The organism is Simplicispira hankyongi (assembly GCF_003570885.1).
Lineage (GTDB): Bacteria > Pseudomonadota > Gammaproteobacteria > Burkholderiales > Burkholderiaceae_C > Simplicispira > Simplicispira hankyongi.
In genome coordinates this window covers 320,843-337,802 of sequence record NZ_QXJC01000003.1, presented here as the reverse complement: position 1 = coordinate 337,802, position 16,960 = coordinate 320,843, and the positions used below count along the sequence as shown (strand labels likewise).

At 64.7% G+C, this 16,960-nt stretch carries 13 protein-coding genes; 3 read left to right on the top strand and 10 right to left on the bottom strand.

Going from position 1 to position 16,960, the window contains the following annotated elements; genetic code table 11:
* Positions 1 to 63: 63 nt before the first annotated feature.
* Both D3F03_RS08265 and D3F03_RS08260 read right to left on the bottom strand, forming a co-directional pair.
* Positions 64 to 900, bottom strand: coding sequence for a segregation and condensation protein A (locus tag D3F03_RS08265; RefSeq protein ID WP_119108902.1), 837 nt, complete (start codon positions 898 to 900; stop codon positions 64 to 66).
* 62 nt (positions 901 to 962) lie between these two features.
* Positions 963 to 1,175, bottom strand: coding sequence for a DUF3460 family protein (locus tag D3F03_RS08260; RefSeq protein WP_119108901.1), 213 nt, complete (start codon positions 1,173 to 1,175; stop codon positions 963 to 965).
* A gap of 44 nt (positions 1,176 to 1,219) precedes the next feature.
* Here D3F03_RS08260 and D3F03_RS08255 point away from each other — a divergent pair, with 44 nt between their 5' ends.
* Positions 1,220 to 1,726 (top strand): outer membrane protein assembly factor BamE, encoded by a 507-nt coding sequence (locus tag D3F03_RS08255; RefSeq protein ID WP_119108900.1) that lies wholly within the window; start codon positions 1,220 to 1,222, stop codon positions 1,724 to 1,726.
* Between the two features lie 88 nt (positions 1,727 to 1,814).
* Here the strand turns inward: D3F03_RS08255 and D3F03_RS08250 are convergent, their stop codons facing one another.
* The 4 genes from D3F03_RS08250 to D3F03_RS08235 form a co-directional block, all read right to left on the bottom strand.
* A complete protein-coding gene (locus D3F03_RS08250) occupies positions 1,815 to 3,821 on the bottom strand; it encodes an EAL domain-containing protein (protein ID WP_158606148.1) in 2,007 nt (668 codons plus the stop codon).
* A gap of 69 nt (positions 3,822 to 3,890) precedes the next feature.
* Entirely contained in the window at positions 3,891 to 5,048 is a 1,158-nt protein-coding gene (locus D3F03_RS08245; protein ID WP_119108898.1) for an FIST signal transduction protein, read from the bottom strand.
* Between the two features lie 363 nt (positions 5,049 to 5,411).
* Entirely contained in the window at positions 5,412 to 7,070 is a 1,659-nt protein-coding gene (locus tag D3F03_RS08240) for an acetolactate synthase large subunit (protein ID WP_119108897.1), read from the bottom strand.
* 18 nt (positions 7,071 to 7,088) lie between these two features.
* A complete protein-coding gene (locus D3F03_RS08235; RefSeq protein ID WP_119108896.1) occupies positions 7,089 to 8,717 on the bottom strand; it encodes an FAD-dependent oxidoreductase in 1,629 nt (542 codons plus the stop codon).
* Between the two features lie 72 nt (positions 8,718 to 8,789).
* Here D3F03_RS08235 and D3F03_RS08230 point away from each other — a divergent pair, with 72 nt between their 5' ends.
* Positions 8,790 to 9,830 carry an AraC family transcriptional regulator gene (locus D3F03_RS08230; protein WP_245960551.1) on the top strand — a complete coding sequence of 347 codons (1,041 nt, stop codon included), beginning with the start codon at positions 8,790 to 8,792 and terminating at the stop codon, positions 9,828 to 9,830.
* On the opposite strand, the gene D3F03_RS08225 is transcribed toward D3F03_RS08230, so the two are convergent.
* From D3F03_RS08225 to D3F03_RS08210, 4 genes are all read right to left on the bottom strand, one after another.
* Positions 9,733 to 11,442: a SulP family inorganic anion transporter gene (locus D3F03_RS08225; RefSeq protein ID WP_119108895.1), complete on the bottom strand. Its 1,710-nt coding sequence runs from the start codon at positions 11,440 to 11,442 to the stop codon at positions 9,733 to 9,735. The two genes, D3F03_RS08230 and D3F03_RS08225, sit on opposite strands and share 98 nt — an antisense overlap.
* 12 nt (positions 11,443 to 11,454) lie before the next feature.
* Positions 11,455 to 13,551 carry a methionine--tRNA ligase gene (metG, locus tag D3F03_RS08220; protein WP_119108894.1) on the bottom strand — a complete coding sequence of 699 codons (2,097 nt, stop codon included), beginning with the start codon at positions 13,549 to 13,551 and terminating at the stop codon, positions 11,455 to 11,457.
* A 116-nt stretch (positions 13,552 to 13,667) separates the two neighbouring features.
* Positions 13,668 to 14,993 (bottom strand): patatin-like phospholipase family protein, encoded by a 1,326-nt coding sequence (locus tag D3F03_RS08215; protein WP_245960550.1) that lies wholly within the window; start codon positions 14,991 to 14,993, stop codon positions 13,668 to 13,670.
* A 95-nt stretch (positions 14,994 to 15,088) separates the two neighbouring features.
* Complete coding sequence (locus tag D3F03_RS08210) at positions 15,089 to 15,664, bottom strand: restriction endonuclease (RefSeq protein ID WP_245960549.1); 576 nt, start codon at positions 15,662 to 15,664, stop codon at positions 15,089 to 15,091.
* A gap of 101 nt (positions 15,665 to 15,765) precedes the next feature.
* Between D3F03_RS08210 and apbC the strand changes: the two genes are divergently transcribed.
* The gene (gene apbC / locus D3F03_RS08205; protein ID WP_119108893.1) at positions 15,766 to 16,857 is read left to right on the top strand and encodes an iron-sulfur cluster carrier protein ApbC; all 1,092 of its coding nucleotides are present in this window, start codon (positions 15,766 to 15,768) and stop codon (positions 16,855 to 16,857) included.
* The last annotated feature ends 103 nt before the right edge of the window (positions 16,858 to 16,960 follow it).

Genomic DNA, 16,960 nt, shown 5'->3' with positions numbered 1-16,960 from the left:
GCAATCGGTGCAACTGCGTGCCAGCGGGCCGACTCGGAGGGTTGCAAAGGGGTTGGAGGTGTGTCAGCTGGGGGTGTATGCCAGCCGGACGTAGATGGGGGCAAAGGCTTCCGCCTGGGTAATTTCTATCAGGGTTTCCTTGGCGAGTTCGAGCAAGGCGATAAAGGTGACGACCAGCACCGTGCTGCCGCGTGCCGGGTCGAACAGGGTTTCAAATTCGACGAAGCGCCGGCCCTGCAGCGCCTTGAGCACCTGGCTCATGTGCTCGCGCACGCTCAGCTCCTCGCGGGAAATGTGGTGGTGCTGCACCAGGCGCGCGCGCTTCATGATGTCCTGCCAGGCCTGCTGCAGGTCGGCCAGGCTCACATCGGGAAAGCGTGGCTGCAGGCCCTGCTCGATCACCGCCTGGGCGCACAGAAAATCCCGTCCGTGCTGCGGCCATGCGTTCAGGCGGGCGGCCGCGAGCTTCATCTGCTCGTATTCGAGCAGGCGGCGCACCAGGGCGGCGCGTGGGTCTTCGGCTTCCTCGGCCCCCTCGGTTTTGCGCGGCGGCAGCAGCATGCGCGACTTGATCTCGATGAGCATGGCCGCCATCAGCAGGTATTCGGCGGCCAGCTCCAGGTTGCGGCTGCGGATTTCCTCCACATAGGCCAAATACTGGCGCGTCAGCCCGGCCATGGGGATGTCGAGGATGTTGAAGTTCTGCTTGCGGATCAGGTAGAGCAGCAGGTCCAGCGGGCCTTCAAAGGCCTCCAGGAAGACTTCGAGTGCGTCGGGCGGAATGTACAGGTCGCTTGGCAGCGCGAACAGCGGCTCGCCGTACAGGCGGGCGAGCGCCACCTGGTCCACCACCTCGGGCATGGCAACTGTGGGCGCGTCTTGAGAAGCGTCGCTCACCATGCCGATAGTCACTATGGTTTTTATAGCTACAAGCGCTTGTCAATAATGCGCTGGAGCCAGTTTTACTGCTCGTCGCTGTACGAGTAGTAGACGTAGGATTTTTGCGGCACACGGCCGGCGCGGTACTCTTGCCAGAGTGCCCGATCCACCGGCTTGTCCCACAGCAGGGCGCGCCCGGCGCGTTGCTGGGCATCGAGCTCGGGGCGCTCGTGCTTGAGCTTCTCGATGAACTGGGTGGCGTCGGAGGTGTAGTGGGGGCGGGCGAAGAGGGACATGGCTTTGGGTTACGCTAGTTCTCACGATTTTACCGGGGACCACCATGCCTATCGCCAAACTGTTTGCCACCACACTCGTGGGTCTGGTGCTTCTCGCAGCTTGCGATGCCCAACGCATCAGCGAACTGCAGAGCGGCCAGTCCACCGAAGCCGACGTGCGCGACCGCTTTGGCGTGCCCGAGAACACCTGGCCCGAGCCCGACGGCGGCCACACACTAGAGTACAACCGCCAGCCCGCCGGAGTTGAGAACTACATGATCACGATTGGCGCCGACGGCAGGCTTGTCGCCGTGCGCCAGGTGCTCACGCAAGAGAATTTCGCGCGCGTGCAGCCGGGTATGGCCATAGGGCAAGTGCGCCGCCTGCTGGGCAAACCGGCCAAGACCACGCATTTTGACTTGAGTGGCGAGACGCATCTGGATTGGCACTACCTGGTGCAGCCCGACACGCACATGCTGTTCTCCGTGGTCACCGGCAACGACGGCCGAGTGCTGCGCACGCAAAACGGCCCCGACCTGAACGCGCCGCAGAACCAGGGCGGTGGGCGATAGAGCCGAGAACCACCAAGGCCCTCTGAAATGGGCGCGCCCCCAAACCCGTGGCACTGTGGATCTGGCTCCGCCAGTCCACCGGGGCAGTTCATCTTGCGTGTCGCTTCTCCAGCTCGCGGTTCGCTGCCGCCAACTTTTGATTGGTAGCCAATATTTCCATTTGTAGTTGGCGGTTGTCATCGGCCATTTCCTTGTGCAGGAACGCCTCCTCAATGCAGTCACAAAGCTGCTGGTCGCTCCATGGCTTGCTCAGAAACTTGTAGATGGCACCATCATTTACCGCTTCGGTCACCGAGCGCATTTCCGAGTCCCCGGAAAGTACGATGCGGATGGCATCTGGATAGCGGTTTTTGGCAATTTTCAGGAACTCAACCCCGGTCATGCCGGGCATGCGCTGGTCAGAAATGATCACGTCAACCGGGTGCTGCGCCAAGATGTCCAGGCCCGCCTGCCCACCATCAGCGATCAGGATCTGCAAATTCTCGCGTCGGAGGAGGCGCTTGAGTGCGTGTGCGACGCTGGGTTCGTCATCGACCAGCAACAAAGAGCGCTTGGTTCGCTTGAAGCGCAGCAAATGATCCGCCAGGCGCTGATCCTGTGCCAGAAGCTCCCCGATACGTGCCGCGTCAACGGGTCTGCTGAAGAAATAGCCCTGTATTTCGTCGCACATGTTGAGCCGCAGGAAATTGCACTGTGCCTCGGTTTCCACTCCCTCGGCAATGACGCGAATTCCCAGGCTGTGCGCCATGGAAATGATGGTCTTTACGATTGCGGCATCATCCGAGGAGGTCTCGATGTCGCGCACGAACGCCTGGTCGATCTTCAGCAGGTCGATGGGAAACCGTTTCAAATACGCAAGGCTCGAATAACCGGTCCCGAAATCGTCAATCGACATTTGCAGACCGATGGCCTTGAGCCGTTGCAAGATGTCGATGGATCGATCCACATCGTTCATGACCAGACTCTCGGTCAATTCGATTTCCAGCGATTGCGGCTCCAGGCCGGTCTCTGCCAACACCGCTGCGATGTATTCAACCAGGTCGGGCTGAGCGAACTGGCGGACTGACACATTCACCGCCATGCGGAAACTGCCAAGTCCCTGTCGCTCCCAGGCTTTGCTTTGCGCGCATGCGGTACGGATGACCCAGGCGCCGATCGGCACGATCAGACCGGTTTCTTCCGCCAAGCCGATGAATTGCCCCGGTGGCACCAAGCCAAGCTCGGGGTGGTTCCAGCGGATCAGCGCTTCCACGCCCACAATGCGGCCGCTGCATAGGTCCACCTGGGGCTGGTAGTGCAAGACAAACTCCTCACGCTCGACTGCCAATCGAAGCTGCCCCTGCAAGGCCAATCGTGCCTGGATTTTGGCACTGAGGTCCACTGTGAAGAACTGAAAATTATTGCTCCCGATGCGCTTGGCGTTGCTCAACGCCACGCCGGCCGCCTTGAGCAGGGCCTCACTGTTCGTGCCGTCCCGCGGATACAGGCTGACGCCCATGCTGCAGGTGACTTCAAGTTCCCGGTCAGCCAGCATGAGTGAGGTTGAAACGGTCTTCATGATCCGTTGCAGAAGTTCGGCGGTCCCCGGTTCGACTTCATCGTTGGTGTTTCTGCGGTAGTGGGGGGGATGGATGTCGCGCTGACCCGGCGCCGACTCCGTAAAGATCAGGGCGAATTCGTCGCCGCCCAAACGGGCCACCATGTCACTGCCGCGGACGCAGCCGCGCAAGCGGTCACCAACAACCTTCAGCAACTCGTTGCCGGTGCTGTAGCCCAGGCTCTCGTTGACCAGCTTGAAATAGTCCAGCCCCAGTACCACGACCACCACTTTATGGCTTTCCCGCAGGGCACCGGCAATCGCTTGGTTGAGCCGGTCCACGAACAGGCTGCGATTGGCAAGCCCGGTCAGCGTATCGAAGTTGGACAAGGTCATCACACGGGACTCTGCGGCCCTGCGCGCCTCAAGTTCGCTGGTCAGCACGTGGTTTTGCTCCAGCATTTCCTGTGAGGCAATGTCCAGCGAGCGCTCGATCATCTCGCGGTCGTTGTCGGCCTGGTGGTAGTAGGCGTCAATAGCCTCGAAAAGAGGCAGCATCCTGACGGGAAGCTCCTGGACTTCTCCGAAAAGCCGTCGGATCTGGCGCAGAAGTAGGCTGTGCATCCCTTAGTTTTCAAAAAGCGTGGTAATGGTCATCGTCTGGTTGTGCAGTTCGCACGCGTCGCCCGCCATGTGCGGCGAAATTTCTCCATAGGAATAGAACCCGGTGAATACGGCCTGATCACCCAGGACGTCGCGCACACTCTCGACTTCTTCTTCCACCCGCTGTTTGAGTACCAGCTTGCGGCCCACGCAACTGATGAGCAAAGCCAACTGAGCCGACTGGTCCTGCAAAGGTTGCATGCTGATTCTTGCCGCGCCGGATGCGCCGTCGATCAAGCGTTCGAAGTTGGCTTTCATGAGTCGGACGTATCCACCTTCAGGCATGTCGCCGGCAAAGGTCATGCTGCCGAGCTCCTCGTCGATACCGAGAATGGTGCGCACCACGCTGCTGCTGCCTCCGTGCGTACCGCCCACCATTTCGGGATGGCGCAGGGCCAGCGGAAACAGGAGCCCGGTTGCCGGCAAACCAGCGGCATGCTCTCCCAAATAACGTTTGTACAGCTCCAGCGCGGGCTTGCGGTCCAGGTCGAACAACACGGTGCCTTGGGCGCGGGTGATTTCCCGTTCGGGGCCAAACGGATCCCAGCCGCCCAACGACCCATAGCCGACCTTGATACGGTCGCCATACAAGCCCACAACGGCCACCTGGTTGGGTGCTGGCACGTCATTGGCGCACACCAGGGTTTTTTGGAACCTGGCGCCATCCGCGGACAAACCTCCCGTGATCTCGACGTGTGGCGGAAGTCCTTCCCGCATGCCCCGCACCAGGGCCGTGCCATTGACATGGAGTCCATCCGAGAAAACCAGCACATGCACGAGTTCGTCAGCGGGCAAAGACTCGGCCAGAGCAAGCCCAACCGCAAAACTTTGCGAGGAGTCGACGATATGCCCTTGGGAAAAATGCAGCCGGGTGTGCTCGAAATTCACCTCGGTCACCACCAAGGTGTCATCGCTTACCTCGGTGCCATGAATCTCCCCTGCGGTGGAGCATCCAACGACCAATCCACCCGGAAAGGCGCTGCGAATCGCGTCGAAATGACCGCTGTCGCTGAGCAATGCCGTGCTGCCAAAGACCAGAATGAGCTGGTTCTGGCGATGGACGGGTAGCGCGTCAAAATGTGGGCGATTGCTGGCAGTAAAAATACGCTGGAATATCTGCATGGTTTTCCCTTGTGACGCTGTGCTGAGCGGTATCCCATTTCCACAGACATGCGCTGGATTTTGAGATCGCAGCCTTCAAGACGAGATGCAGGAAATATGCGCCCATTCGAGAGAATTTCCCCTCCCGGAGAAACCCGAAGCACGGTCGTCAAGCGCCCAAGTGGTAGGCGGCTGAGGCATTTCAAAGGCATGCAAGCCAGTATTCCCGCTGTGATCTAGCTTCAATCCAAGTGAGCGCTCTCACAATTCCCCGTGCAGTGTGCTTTCTGGGTGAGCCACGCACATCTGCGCAGGTTTGGACGATCCCGAGGAGCCGCCGCCTCAGGCGGCCGTACGGAGCGGCGCAGGGGGGTGAGGGCGCGCCTACGGTGCGATTTTCCGTTTTAGCGCCCGCGCCACCGGCTGCGGCAAGTGGGGCATGGAGCGCAGCAGCCAGGGCAGCACCTTGCGCTTGGCACCGCTCAGGGACTCGGGCACCAGTGCCTCGATCAGGTGCGGCCCCGGCTCTGCCAGGGCATATTCCAGCGCTTTGGCGAAGCCTTCGGCGGTGTCGGTGCGTACCGCATGCACGCCCATGCCCTGGGCGAGCAGCGCGAAGTTCAGCGTGGGCTCGCTCAGGTCGAGCTGCGACTGGGCCTTGGGCCCGACTTCGTCGGCGCCGACGCGCTCCAGCTCCACGTTCAACACCGAGTAGGACGCGTTGTTGAAAACGACGGACACCACATGCAGCTTCTCGCGCGCCATGGTCCAAAGGGCCTGAAAGGTGTACATGGCGGTGCCGTCGCCAATCAGCGCGATGACGGGGCGGCCCGGGCAGGCAATGGCCGCGCCGACGGCGTTGGGCAGCCCTTGGCCGATGGCGCCGCCGGTGAGGGTGATGAGGTCGTGGCGCGGCGCGCCTGCCGTCATGGTGGAGAGCATCAGCCCCGAGGTGATGGCTTCATCGATCAGGATGGCGTTGTCCGGCAGCAGATGGCCCACGGCCTTGCACACCTTGGGCGCGGTAAGTTTGCCGCGCGGGCAGCCTGGGCGCTGTGCAGCCTGCAGGGCGGGCGCGGTCTGCGTGGCGCCCAGCGCGGTGGCGAGTTGTTGCAGGCTGGCGGCTGCGTCTTGGGCCGGGGTGGAGAGCGTATGTACTGTGCAGGTGTCGGGCACCAGCTCGCTCTTCTTGCCGGGGTAGGCGAAGAACGACACTGGCGCTTTGGCGTCGACCAGCACCAGGTGTTCGATCCCGGCCAACTGCACGCCGGCCATTTCGGCCAGGTAGGCAATGCGCTCGACATAGGGCAGCCCGGCGCCCCGCTCCATGCGGGTGGGGAACACTTCGGCCAGCAGTTGCACGCCGCTGTGCGCGGCAATGCGCGCGGCGGCCAGCAGCGCGGGCTCGCGCAGGGCGTGCCCGCCCAGCAGCAAGGCGGCCTTCTTGCCCGAGCGCAGCACCTCGGCAATGGCTTGCACCACCGCAGCATCCGCGGCCTGGGGTGCGGGCTGTGCGGGCGGCGGGCAGGGCTCGGCGCCCTCGCCCCAAGACACGTCGGCCGGCAGGATCAGCGTCGCCACTTGCCCCGGCAGGCCGCGCGCGGCGGTGATGGCGTCGGTGGCGTCCTGGCACAACTGGGCGGTGCTGGAAGAGGTGCGCACAAAACCAGGCGACACATTGCGCGCCACGGTTTCAATGTCCGACTGGAGTTGGGCGTCTAGCCGCGTGTGGTACGTGGCGTGGTCGCCCACGATATTGACGATGGGCACCTTGCCCTTGCGCGCGTTGTGCAGGTTGGCCAGGCCATTGCCCAGGCCGCAGCCCAGGTGCAAAAGCGTGGCAGCGGGTTTGCCCGCCATGCGGGCATAGCCGTCGGCAGCGCCAGTGGCCACGCCCTCGAACAGGGCGAGCACGGCGCGCATGCGCGGTTCGCTGTCCAGCGCCGCCACAAAGTGCATCTCGCTGGTGCCGGGATTGGAGAAGCAGACTTCGATGCCGGCATCGACCAGCGTTTTCATGAGGGCTTGTGCGCCGTTGGACATGGTGTATTCCTTTGGTTTTCAGAGCGCGCGGCCCGTGGTAATGGAGCGCGCCGCAGCCCGCGCCGTGAGAATGCAGCCGGGCAAGAAGGTGCCCTCCAGTGCGCGTTTACCGTTGGCACCGCCGCCGCCAAAGCCGGCGGCTTCGCCCACGCAGTACAGGCCGCCGATGGGCTGGCCCGCGCCGTCCAAGACGCGGCTTTGCAAGTCGGTCTGCAGGCCGCCCAGGCTTTTGCGCGTGATGAGTTGCATCTGGATGGCGATGAATGGCCCGGCGCCTGGCTTTTGCAGCGGGGCCGGTGCGCAGGTGCGCAGCTTGTCCGGCCCCCACTGGCGCGCATGCAGGATGCGGCGGATCTGGTCGTCGTTGTGCAGCTTGCTGCCATTCGCAAAATTGGCGTCGAAGCGGTCGGCGGTATCCTGCAGTACGGCGGGGTCAATGTCGTGCGAGCAGGTCAGCGCATTCATTTTGGCGGTAAGACCAGCAAGGGTGTCGTCCACCAGAAAGTGCCGGCTTTCGCTCTGCATTTGGCGCACCAGGCGGTGGTTGCCGAGCAGGGTTTCTTTCAAGAACGCGGGGAACTGCCTATCGCGGATGCGCTGGTTGTGCTCGGCCCCCGAAATGGCGAATTCCTTGATGGCGATGCGCCAGTTGAGCAGGTGCCAGGTCCAGGGCTTGTCTTGCGCGGCGACGCGCTGGCACAGCCAGTGGGTGTCAAAACCGGTGACCAGCGGCTCGGGGCCGATGCGCTCGCCCCGGTGGTCGAGCCACAGGGCCGACTTGCAGGGAATGGTCGAGAGCCCATGGCCCTCGAAATGCGGGAACGGGTGCGGAAAGCCTGCGGCGTAGTTCCACATCTCGCCTGCGTGGGTGATGCGCCCTTTCATCGCGTCGGCCACCCAGTGGTGCATCTTGCCGTCGGCAAAGGGGTGTGCGCCATTGAGCATCTGGCTGGGGCGGGGGCGATCTTGGGGCCAGTTGGCGCGCGCTTCTTCATGGCTGCCGTTGATGCCGCCCATGGCCAGCACCACCACGGGCGCCGACAGGCGCACCTCTGCGCCGGTGGCGTCGTTCACCGCCACAGCGCCCGAGACCTGGCCTGCGCTGTGTTCCAGCGCGGTGACCCGGTGTTGGTGTAGCAGGGTGAGGCGTCCGGCGCCTCGGCCTGTCGAGGCCGCCGCACGCAGCGCGGCAATCATGCGGAGCGTAAGTTCACGCGACGTTCCCCAGACGATGTGGTAGCGCGGCACGCTGTTGCCGTCGCCGTTCATTCCGCGCTCGACCCAGTTCACGGCGGGCATGAACTTGACGCCCTCCTGCAGCAGCCAGTCGTACACCTGGCTGCGCGAATGCTGCACGTAGTGCTGTGCCCATTGGCGCGGCAGCATGTCGTTCTCGCCCAGTTCCCCAAAGCGCAGCCAGTCGGCCAGCGCCCGCTCGGGCGTGTCGGGGATCTTCATACGCGCCTGTAGCGGCGTGCCCACCAGTGCCATACCGCCAAAGGCCCACAGCGCCAAGCCGCCGAAGCGCTCGGGCGTGTCGCGGTCCACCAGGGCGACGGATTGGCCCGCGCGCAGGCATTCCAGCGCGGTGACGATACCGGCCAGTCCCCCACCGACCACCACCACATCGTGCCGCTGTGAGTGCATCGCTTGTCTCCTTTTTTATCACTGAACCATAGCGCCGTATCATGGAATTTCTCTTGACCTTGGAGCCACTGCATGTTGACTTCAGCGCCCAGCGTGTCGCTCAGCTGGGTCAACACCGTCATTGCCGCCGCCGAGCGCCAGGGCGTGCCTTGCGCCGACCTGCTGGCGCGCGCCGGGGTGGCGAACGACCGCTTGGGCGCGCCGCGCTGGCCGGTCGACGACATCACCCGCCTCTGGCGGGCCGCCGCCGCGCTGACGGGCGACGCCGCCTTTGGCCTGAACACCGGGCGCCAGGTGGGGCCGGGCAGCTTCAATGTGGTCAGCTTTATTCTGCTGTCGTCGTCCACGCTGCGCAGCGCCATCGGCCAGTTGCAGGAGTACCAGCGCCTCATCAGCGACGGCGGTCGCTTCCAGACTCTGGTCGGGGAGCAGCACAGCTGGCTTATCTACCACCCGCAGCAGGGCAGCCTTGCGTTCAGCCCGCACCAGGTGGAGTCGGTGCTGGCCGCTGCCGTGTGCTTCAGCCGCTGGGTGACGGGCCGGCCTCTGCAGCCGGTGCGCGTGCAGTTCAGCCATGGGCAGATCGGGCCTTTGTCGGCCTATGCGCAGGCTCTGGGGGCCGAGGTGCAGTTCGAGCAGGCCTTCAATGGCTTGCTGCTGGACAACACCGTCCTGGATGCCCCTTTGCCCCAGGCCGATGCCGAGCTGGCGCTGTTGCACCGCACCCATGCGGCGGCGCAGTTGGCGGCGTTGTCGGCACCCATGCTGCTGAGCACCCGGGTCGAGCAGTGGCTGACCGGCGCGCTGGACGGCAGCGTGCCTGGCCGCGCCCAGGCGGCGCGCCAGTTCGGGCTGGGGGAGCGGGCGTTTGCGCGCCGGTTGCAGGAGGAGGGCGTGTGCTACGCCGACCTGGTCGATGGCGTGCGCCATGCGCTGGCCCGCCAGGCCGTGGCGAGCGGGGCCGAGCCGTTTGTTCGCATTGCGCGGCGCCTGGGGTTTTCGGAGGCCAGTGCCTTCAACCGGGCGTTTCGCCGCTGGACGGGCCATGCCCCGGGGCACTGGCAGCAGCAGGGCCCTGTGGCGCCGCAGACTGCGCCGCCAGCCGGGCATTGAAGCCCGATCGCTCCATGAGCGATGCAGGCTGGGCCTGCGCGCCCGAGAGCGTCAACCGCCCGCCGCGCTCGGCCACTGTTTTGAGGATTTGCTCCAGACCTTCGAGGCCCGTGGTATCCAGGGCGAACAGGTCGTGGATATCCAGGTGCACCTGTACGCCCTCGGGGGCCGCCTCAATGGCGCCCACCAGGGGGTCGATTTTGGTGGTCGCACCAAAGAACAGTGCGCCATGCAGTTGCCAGCCAAGCTGCGGCACGCCAGCCGCGGCGGGTAGCCTTTCGGGCTCGGCACGGAAAAGTTCGCTCATGCGCCGTACAAACAGCACGCAGGCCAGCGCCAGCCCGACTTGCACGGCCACCGTCAAGTCAAACACCACGGTGAGGAAGAAAGTGCCCAGCAGCAGCAGCCGATAGTGGTTGGAGAAGTGCTTGAGGCGCCCAAACTCGTGCCACTCGCCCATGTTCCAGGCCACATGCAGCAGGATGCCGGCCAGCACGGCAAGCGGAATGTGCATCGCCAGCGGAGCCGCCACCAGCACGATGACAGCGATGGTTGCCGCGTGCACGATGCCCGCCACCGGCGACGTGGCACCGGCGCGCAGATTCGTCACCGTGCGGGCAACCGTGCCCGTCACCGGCATACCGCCAAAAAATGGCACGACGAAATTGGCCACACCCTGAGCCATCAGCTCCTGGTTGGGGTCGTGCTTGCGGATATGCGGGTCGGTAGCCAACTGGTCGGCCACGCGTGCGCAGAGCAGCGACTCGATGGCGCCCAGCAAGGCAATGGTGATCGTGGGCGCAACCAGCAGGCGCACGGTGTCCCAGGAAAAAGCGGGCAAGGCGAAGATGGGCAGGCTTTGGGGAATGCCGCCAAAACGCGTTCCCAGGGTTTCGACCGGGTAGCCCATGCCGTGCGAGAGCGCGGTGAGGGTAATCAGCGCCACCACAGGCGCGGGAATGCGCGCGAAGTTGCGCACCGTATGCCCCTCGGCCATGTGCAGCACGGGGGAGCCGCTCATGAAGAGGCGTGGCCACAGGAACAGGCCACCCAGGCAGGCTGCGCCCAGGCCCAGGGCGTAAGGGTTCACAGTGCCTGCGTGCCGCGCCATCACATCCACTTGTGAGAAGAAGTTGCCAGGCATCTTGGAAATCTGCAGACCCAGAAAATCCTTGAGCTGCGAGACGGCAATCAGCACCGCAATGCCATTGGTGAAGCCGATAACGATGCTCACCGGCACAAAGCGCACCAGGCTCCCCAGGCGCAGCAGGCCAAGCGCAAACAGCAGCACACCTGCGCAGGCGGTGGCAATGAGCAGGTTGGCCACGCCATAGCGATCGACGATGCCGTAGACAATGACGATAAAGGCCCCCGCCGGCCCACCGATCTGCACGTTGGTGCCACCCAGCAGCGCCACCAGGAAACCGCCGATGATGGCCGTCCACAGCCCTGCCTGCGGCGTCAGGCCACTGGCAATGGCAAAGGCCATGGCGAGCGGCAGGGCCACCACACCGACCGTGACCCCGGCCCCCAGGTCGGCAAGCAGGCGACTTCGGCTGTAGCCGCGCAGGGCTTCGAAGACGCGGGGCTGAAAGCGGTGGATGGGGACCATGGCGAGTCTTGGTTACTTCACGCGCATGCCGGGGGCTGCGCCCGGCCCGGGCTCCAGCACGTAGATGCCGGGTTGTGCCTTGCCATCGGCGTGGCTGGCGGCCAGCACCATGCCCTCGGAGACGCCAAATTTCATCTTGCGCGGCGCCAGGTTGGCGACCAGCACAGTGAGCTTGCCGGTGAGCTGCTCGGGTGCGTAGGCGCTGGCAATGCCGCTGAAGACGTTGCGGGTCTTTCCCTCGCCCGCGTCCAGTGTCAGGCGCAGCAACTTGGTGGAGCCTTCGACGCGCTCGCACTGCTCGATGCGGGCAATGCGCAAATCAATCTTGGCGAAATCGTCGATGGTGATGGTCGGGGCAATGGCTTCGCCGCCGGGCAGGGCATTGGCGCCGGATGCTCCTGAATCAATAGCTGCATCCGCTTGCTCCTCTTGCGCTGGAGGCTCAAAAAGTGCTTCAAGTTGCTTGATATCCACGCGCTGCAGCAGGTGCTGGTAACTGCCAATCACGTGGCCCGCGCCCAGGCGTTGCTGCGCGCTCTCGAAGGTGAAGGGCGGGACGTTGAGGAAGGCTTCCACCTCGCTTGCCAGCGCAGGCAGCACTGGCTTCATCACAATGGTCAGCAGGCGGAACGCTTCCATGCAGGTGCTGCACACGTCCTGCAGGCGGCTGTCCATGCCTTGCTGCTTGGCCAGTTCCCAGGGCTTGTTCTGGTCCACGTAGGCGTTCACGCGGTCGGCCAGCAGCATGGTTTCGCGCAGCGCCTTGCCGTACTCGCGTTCGGCCAGCAGCTCGATGATGCTGGGGGCGACGTCCTTCAGATGCTCCAGCAGCGCGTCGCCGTCGGCCGACACTTCGGCCAGTTGGCCGCCAAAGCGCTTGGTCAGAAAGCCCGCGGCGCGGGACGCAATGTTGATGTACTTGCCCACCAGGTCGCTGTTCACGCGCGCCATGAAGTCGCTAGCGTTGAAGTCGATGTCTTCGTTGCGGCTGCTGAGCTTAGCCGCCAGGTAGTAGCGCAGCCACTCGGGGTTCATGCCGAGCTCCAGGTACTTGAGCGGGTCCAGGCCCGTGCCCCGGCTCTTGCTCATCTTCTCGCCGTTGTTCACGGTGAGAAAACCGTGCACGAACACGCGGTCGGGCACCTTGCGGCCACTGAATTTGAGCGTGGCGGGCCAGAACAAGGTGTGGAAGGTGACGATGTCCTTGCCGATGAAGTGCACCTGCTCCAGCGCCGGGTCGGCCATGTAGGCGCCGTAGTCCTCGCCGCGCTTGGATAGCAGGTTCTTCAGCGAGGCCAGGTAGCCGATGGGGGCGTCGAGCCACACATAGAAATATTTGCCCGGCGCATCGGGAATCTCAATGCCGAAGTAGGGCGCGTCGCGCGAGATGTCCCAGTCGCCCAGGCCCTCGCTGGTCGTTCCGTCGGGGTTGGTGCGCACGCTGAACCACTCGCGCACCTTGTTGGCCACCTCGGGCTGCAGGCGTCCGTCCTGGGTCCAGTCTTCCAGGAAGGCCACGCAGCGCGGATCGGAGAGCTTGAAGAAGAAATGCTCGGACGACTTGAGCACCGGCTTGGCGCCCGAGAGGGTGGAGTAGGGGTCGATCAGGTCGGTGGGCGCATACACCGAGCCGCAGACCTCGCAGTTGTCGCCGTACTGGTCCTTGGCATGGCAGCGCGGGCATTCGCCCTTGATGTAGCGGTCCGGCAGGAACATCGACTTCTGAGGGTCGAAAAACTGGTCGATGGTGCGCGTCTCGATCAGGTCGTTGGCTTTGAGATCGCGGTAGATATCTTGCGCGAGCTGGTGGTTTTCGGGGGCATCGGTGCTGTGCCAGTTGTCGAACGCGATGTGAAAGCCGTCGAGGTACTGTTTGCGGCCGGCGGCAATGTTGGCGACGAACTGCTGCGGCGTCAGGCCCGCCTTCTCGGCGGCGATCATGATGGGTGCGCCATGTGTGTCGTCGGCGCCGACAAAGTTGACTTCGTTGCCCAACATGCGCTGCGTGCGCACCCAGATGTCGGCCTGGATGTATTCCATGATGTGGCCAATGTGGAACTTGCCGTTGGCGTAGGGAAGGGCGGTAGTGACGAAAAGTTTGCGGGGCATGGGCAGAAGGTGGTCGGGGGCGGCGCTGCCGAAAGGCTGGGCGGCGCAATCGGCAATTCTAGGACCAGCTTCTGTGCCGCCTGTTCCTCGGCGTGGGAGCCCGCCCTGAAAGCTGTCTATGCGGCGCTTCGCGGGAAATCCGAATCCGTCACCTGCAGCGCGGTCGCGACCGGCACGCCCGCGTCCTGCCAGCCAAAGAAGCGGCACACGTCGCCCCGCTTGGCGAGCGTGTCGGCGCGGCCCAGGGCCATCAGTTCGCGCGTATAGGCCGCCTCGAACAGCAGGTAGCTGGCGAGCGCCGCGCCGCGCACGTCCTGCATGTTCGCGGTGACGCCGAGCGCGCCCAGCATGGTGCGCACAGCCGCGGGCAGGTCGCCCACGTGGCGCGCTGCCAGGGCGTCGATGCGCTCCGAGGGGGCAATGACCAGCAGTTCGATGGGGCGCAGCAGGCTGCCACTGCGCGAGGCTTGCGGAATGAGCGAGATCGTCTGGTTGATGCGCTGCATGCGTTCGATGTCCACGGCCAGCGCGTCGAGAAAGATATTCGAGAGCGCGTGGCCGGCAATTTGCGCGAGCGAGGGGTAGGACGGCATGGTGCTTTCGGGCGCCAGCTCCCTGGGCTCGTGCATGCGGCCGGCGCCAACGACCAGGATGCGCTGGGCGCCCAGGTGAATGGCGGCGGCGATAGGCGCCGACTGGCGCATGGAGCCGTCGCCAAAATACTCGGTGCGATTGGCCACTTCGATGGCTGTGGCCGGGAAGATGAAGGGAATGGCGCTTGAGGCCAGCAAATGCTCGTGCGTGATGCGGTCGCGCACGGCCCGGCGCTGCGAGCGCACCCAGGGGTCAAGCCGCTCGCCCGCCTCGAAAAAGGTGACATGGTCGCCCGTGGTGTAGCTCGATGCGGTCACGGCGAGCGCGTACAGGTGCCCCTTGCGGATGACCTGTGGCAGGCGCACCAGCGGCACCATTTTTGCCAGCAGCTTGATCAGCGGACCGTTGTCCAGCAGCGAGCGCGGGCGCAGCCGGCGCCAGCGCGCCAGCACCCAGCCCAGCGAGAGCAGCGTGAGCCAGCGCGCACCGCTTTGCGCCACACTGAGCGAATCGGCCCGGTACACCTGCTGCGCCTGGAAGTTGCGCCACACGCGGGCGATGCGGCGCACCGTGCGGTCGAACTGGTCTGCCCCGCAGGCCAGCGCCGCCGCATTGATAGCGCCCGCCGAAGTGCCGGTGATGATGGGAAACGGATTAGGGGCCTGGCCCGCGCCGCAGGCCAGGCGCAGGTCGGCAATGGCTTCGAGTACGCCCACTTGGTAGGCTGCGCGAGCGCCGCCGCCCGTGAGCAATAGACCCGTGTGGCCGGTGTGCGGCGCGGCGCTGCCGGCGTCTGCTGCCGGGGTTTCGGTGGCTGGGAGTGCTGCCTGGGCCATTTCGTTTGTCATGTCCCTGGGGAGCAGGGCTGGTGCAATGCGCTGGCAGCAGTGTGCGACAGTGCCGCCCGAGGATCGCCACGGGAAAACCCGTGGCGATCCGGGGCTCAAGTTTTTGGCAGTAGCAGCCGCGCCAGGGCGTCGCCCTCCACCAGCGCCACGCCTTCGGTACGGGCCAGGTCGCGCGCTGCATCGCTGACGGTGCCGTGCGCCACCAGGTATTGGCCGGCATGAATGTCCCGCTTGCGCATCGCCGCCACCAGGTGGCCGATGGCATCCGCGCCGTGGCTCGCGGCCTTCCAGCGGCGGGCGCTGACCAAGGTGGTGCGGCCGCCTTGCTCTACGCAAAAATCGGCTTCCAGGCCTGTAATCGGCTGCACGCTCGCGCCCTGCGCGCGCCAGGCCTGTTCCAGCGCGGCAGAAAACTCGCGCCAGGCCATGGCGCGCAGAGCGGCAGATTGCGCAGCAACCGCAGCAGCAGAAGGCGCGTGCCACTGGCGCCAGGCGGCCACGCAGCCCACGCCGTACAGCGGCAGGGCGCCAAAAGCGCCCAGCAGCTTGAAGCGCTCCGGTGCCAGTGCGGCAACCGCCAGGGTCATGGCGCCTGCCAGCAGCATGCTCACCCACCAGGGCGAGCGCAGCAGGATTGCGAACAGCGAGTTGTCGGCCATTTTCAGTTTCACGGGTCTCTTTCATGCTCTCGGGGGGAAGGGCATCCGCCCCACTGCCTCCATTGTCATTGCTTCGCGCAATAGACTCGCGGCACTTACCAGGAGAGATTTGAATGGCTGTTTCCGAACAGGACCTGCTGGCCGCCCTGGCCAAGGTGCAGGACCCGCATACCGGCAAGGATTTTGTCAGCACGCAGGCGCTGCGCAACTTGCAGATCACGGGCGGCGATGTTGCCTTTGATGTCGAGCTGGGCTACCCGGCCAAAAGCCTGATTCCGGGCCTGCGCACGCAGCTCGTGGCTGCCGCGCGGGGCGTGGCCGGTGTGGCCAACGTCTCGGCGCATATCAGCAGCAAGATTGCCGCGCACGCGGTACAGCGCGGCGTCCAGCTCTTGCCGCAGGTCAAAAACATCATTGCCGTGGCCTCGGGCAAGGGCGGCGTGGGCAAGAGCACCACCGCCGCCAACCTCGCCCTGGCCCTGGCCGCCGAGGGCGCCAGCGTGGGTGTGCTGGACGCCGACATCTACGGCCCCAGCCAGCCGATGATGCTGGGCATCAACCGCCGGCCCGAGAGCGTGGACGGCAAGAACATGGAGCCGCTGGAAAACTACGGCATCCAGGTGATGTCCATCGGCTTCCTGGTGAACCAGGACGAAGCCATGATCTGGCGCGGCCCCATGGCCACGCAGGCGCTGGAGCAACTGCTGCGCCAGACCAACTGGCGCGATTTGGACTACCTCGTCATCGACCTGCCGCCCGGCACCGGCGACATCCAGCTCACGCTGTGCCAGCGCGTGCCGATTACCGGCGGCGTCATCGTCACCACGCCGCAGGACATTGCCCTGCTCGATGCCAAGCGCGGCATCAAGATGTTTGAAAAGGTGGGCGTGCCGATCCTGGGCATCGTCGAGAACATGGCCGTCCATGTGTGCACCAACTGCGGCCACATCGAGCATATTTTTGGTGCCGATGGCGGCAAGAAAATGGCGCAGGACTACGGTATGGCGTACCTGGGCGCCTTGCCGCTGGACATGCAGATTCGGCTCCAGGCCGACAGCGGCAAGCCCACCGTGGTCGCCGACCCGGACGGCGATGTGGCGCAAATCTACAAACAGGTGGCGCGCAGCGTGGCGGTGAAAATTGCGCAGCAGGCCAAGGATTTCTCCGCCAAGTTTCCGACGATCTCGGTCAGCAAGGACACCTGAGAACGGGTTCGCGTTCTGCGCCCGGCAGGCTTCGCAAGGCCCGCGCGCCGTGCCATAGTGGCGCATGGGCGCCGCGCCGGGCCGCCCCAAGCCAGTTAGCACC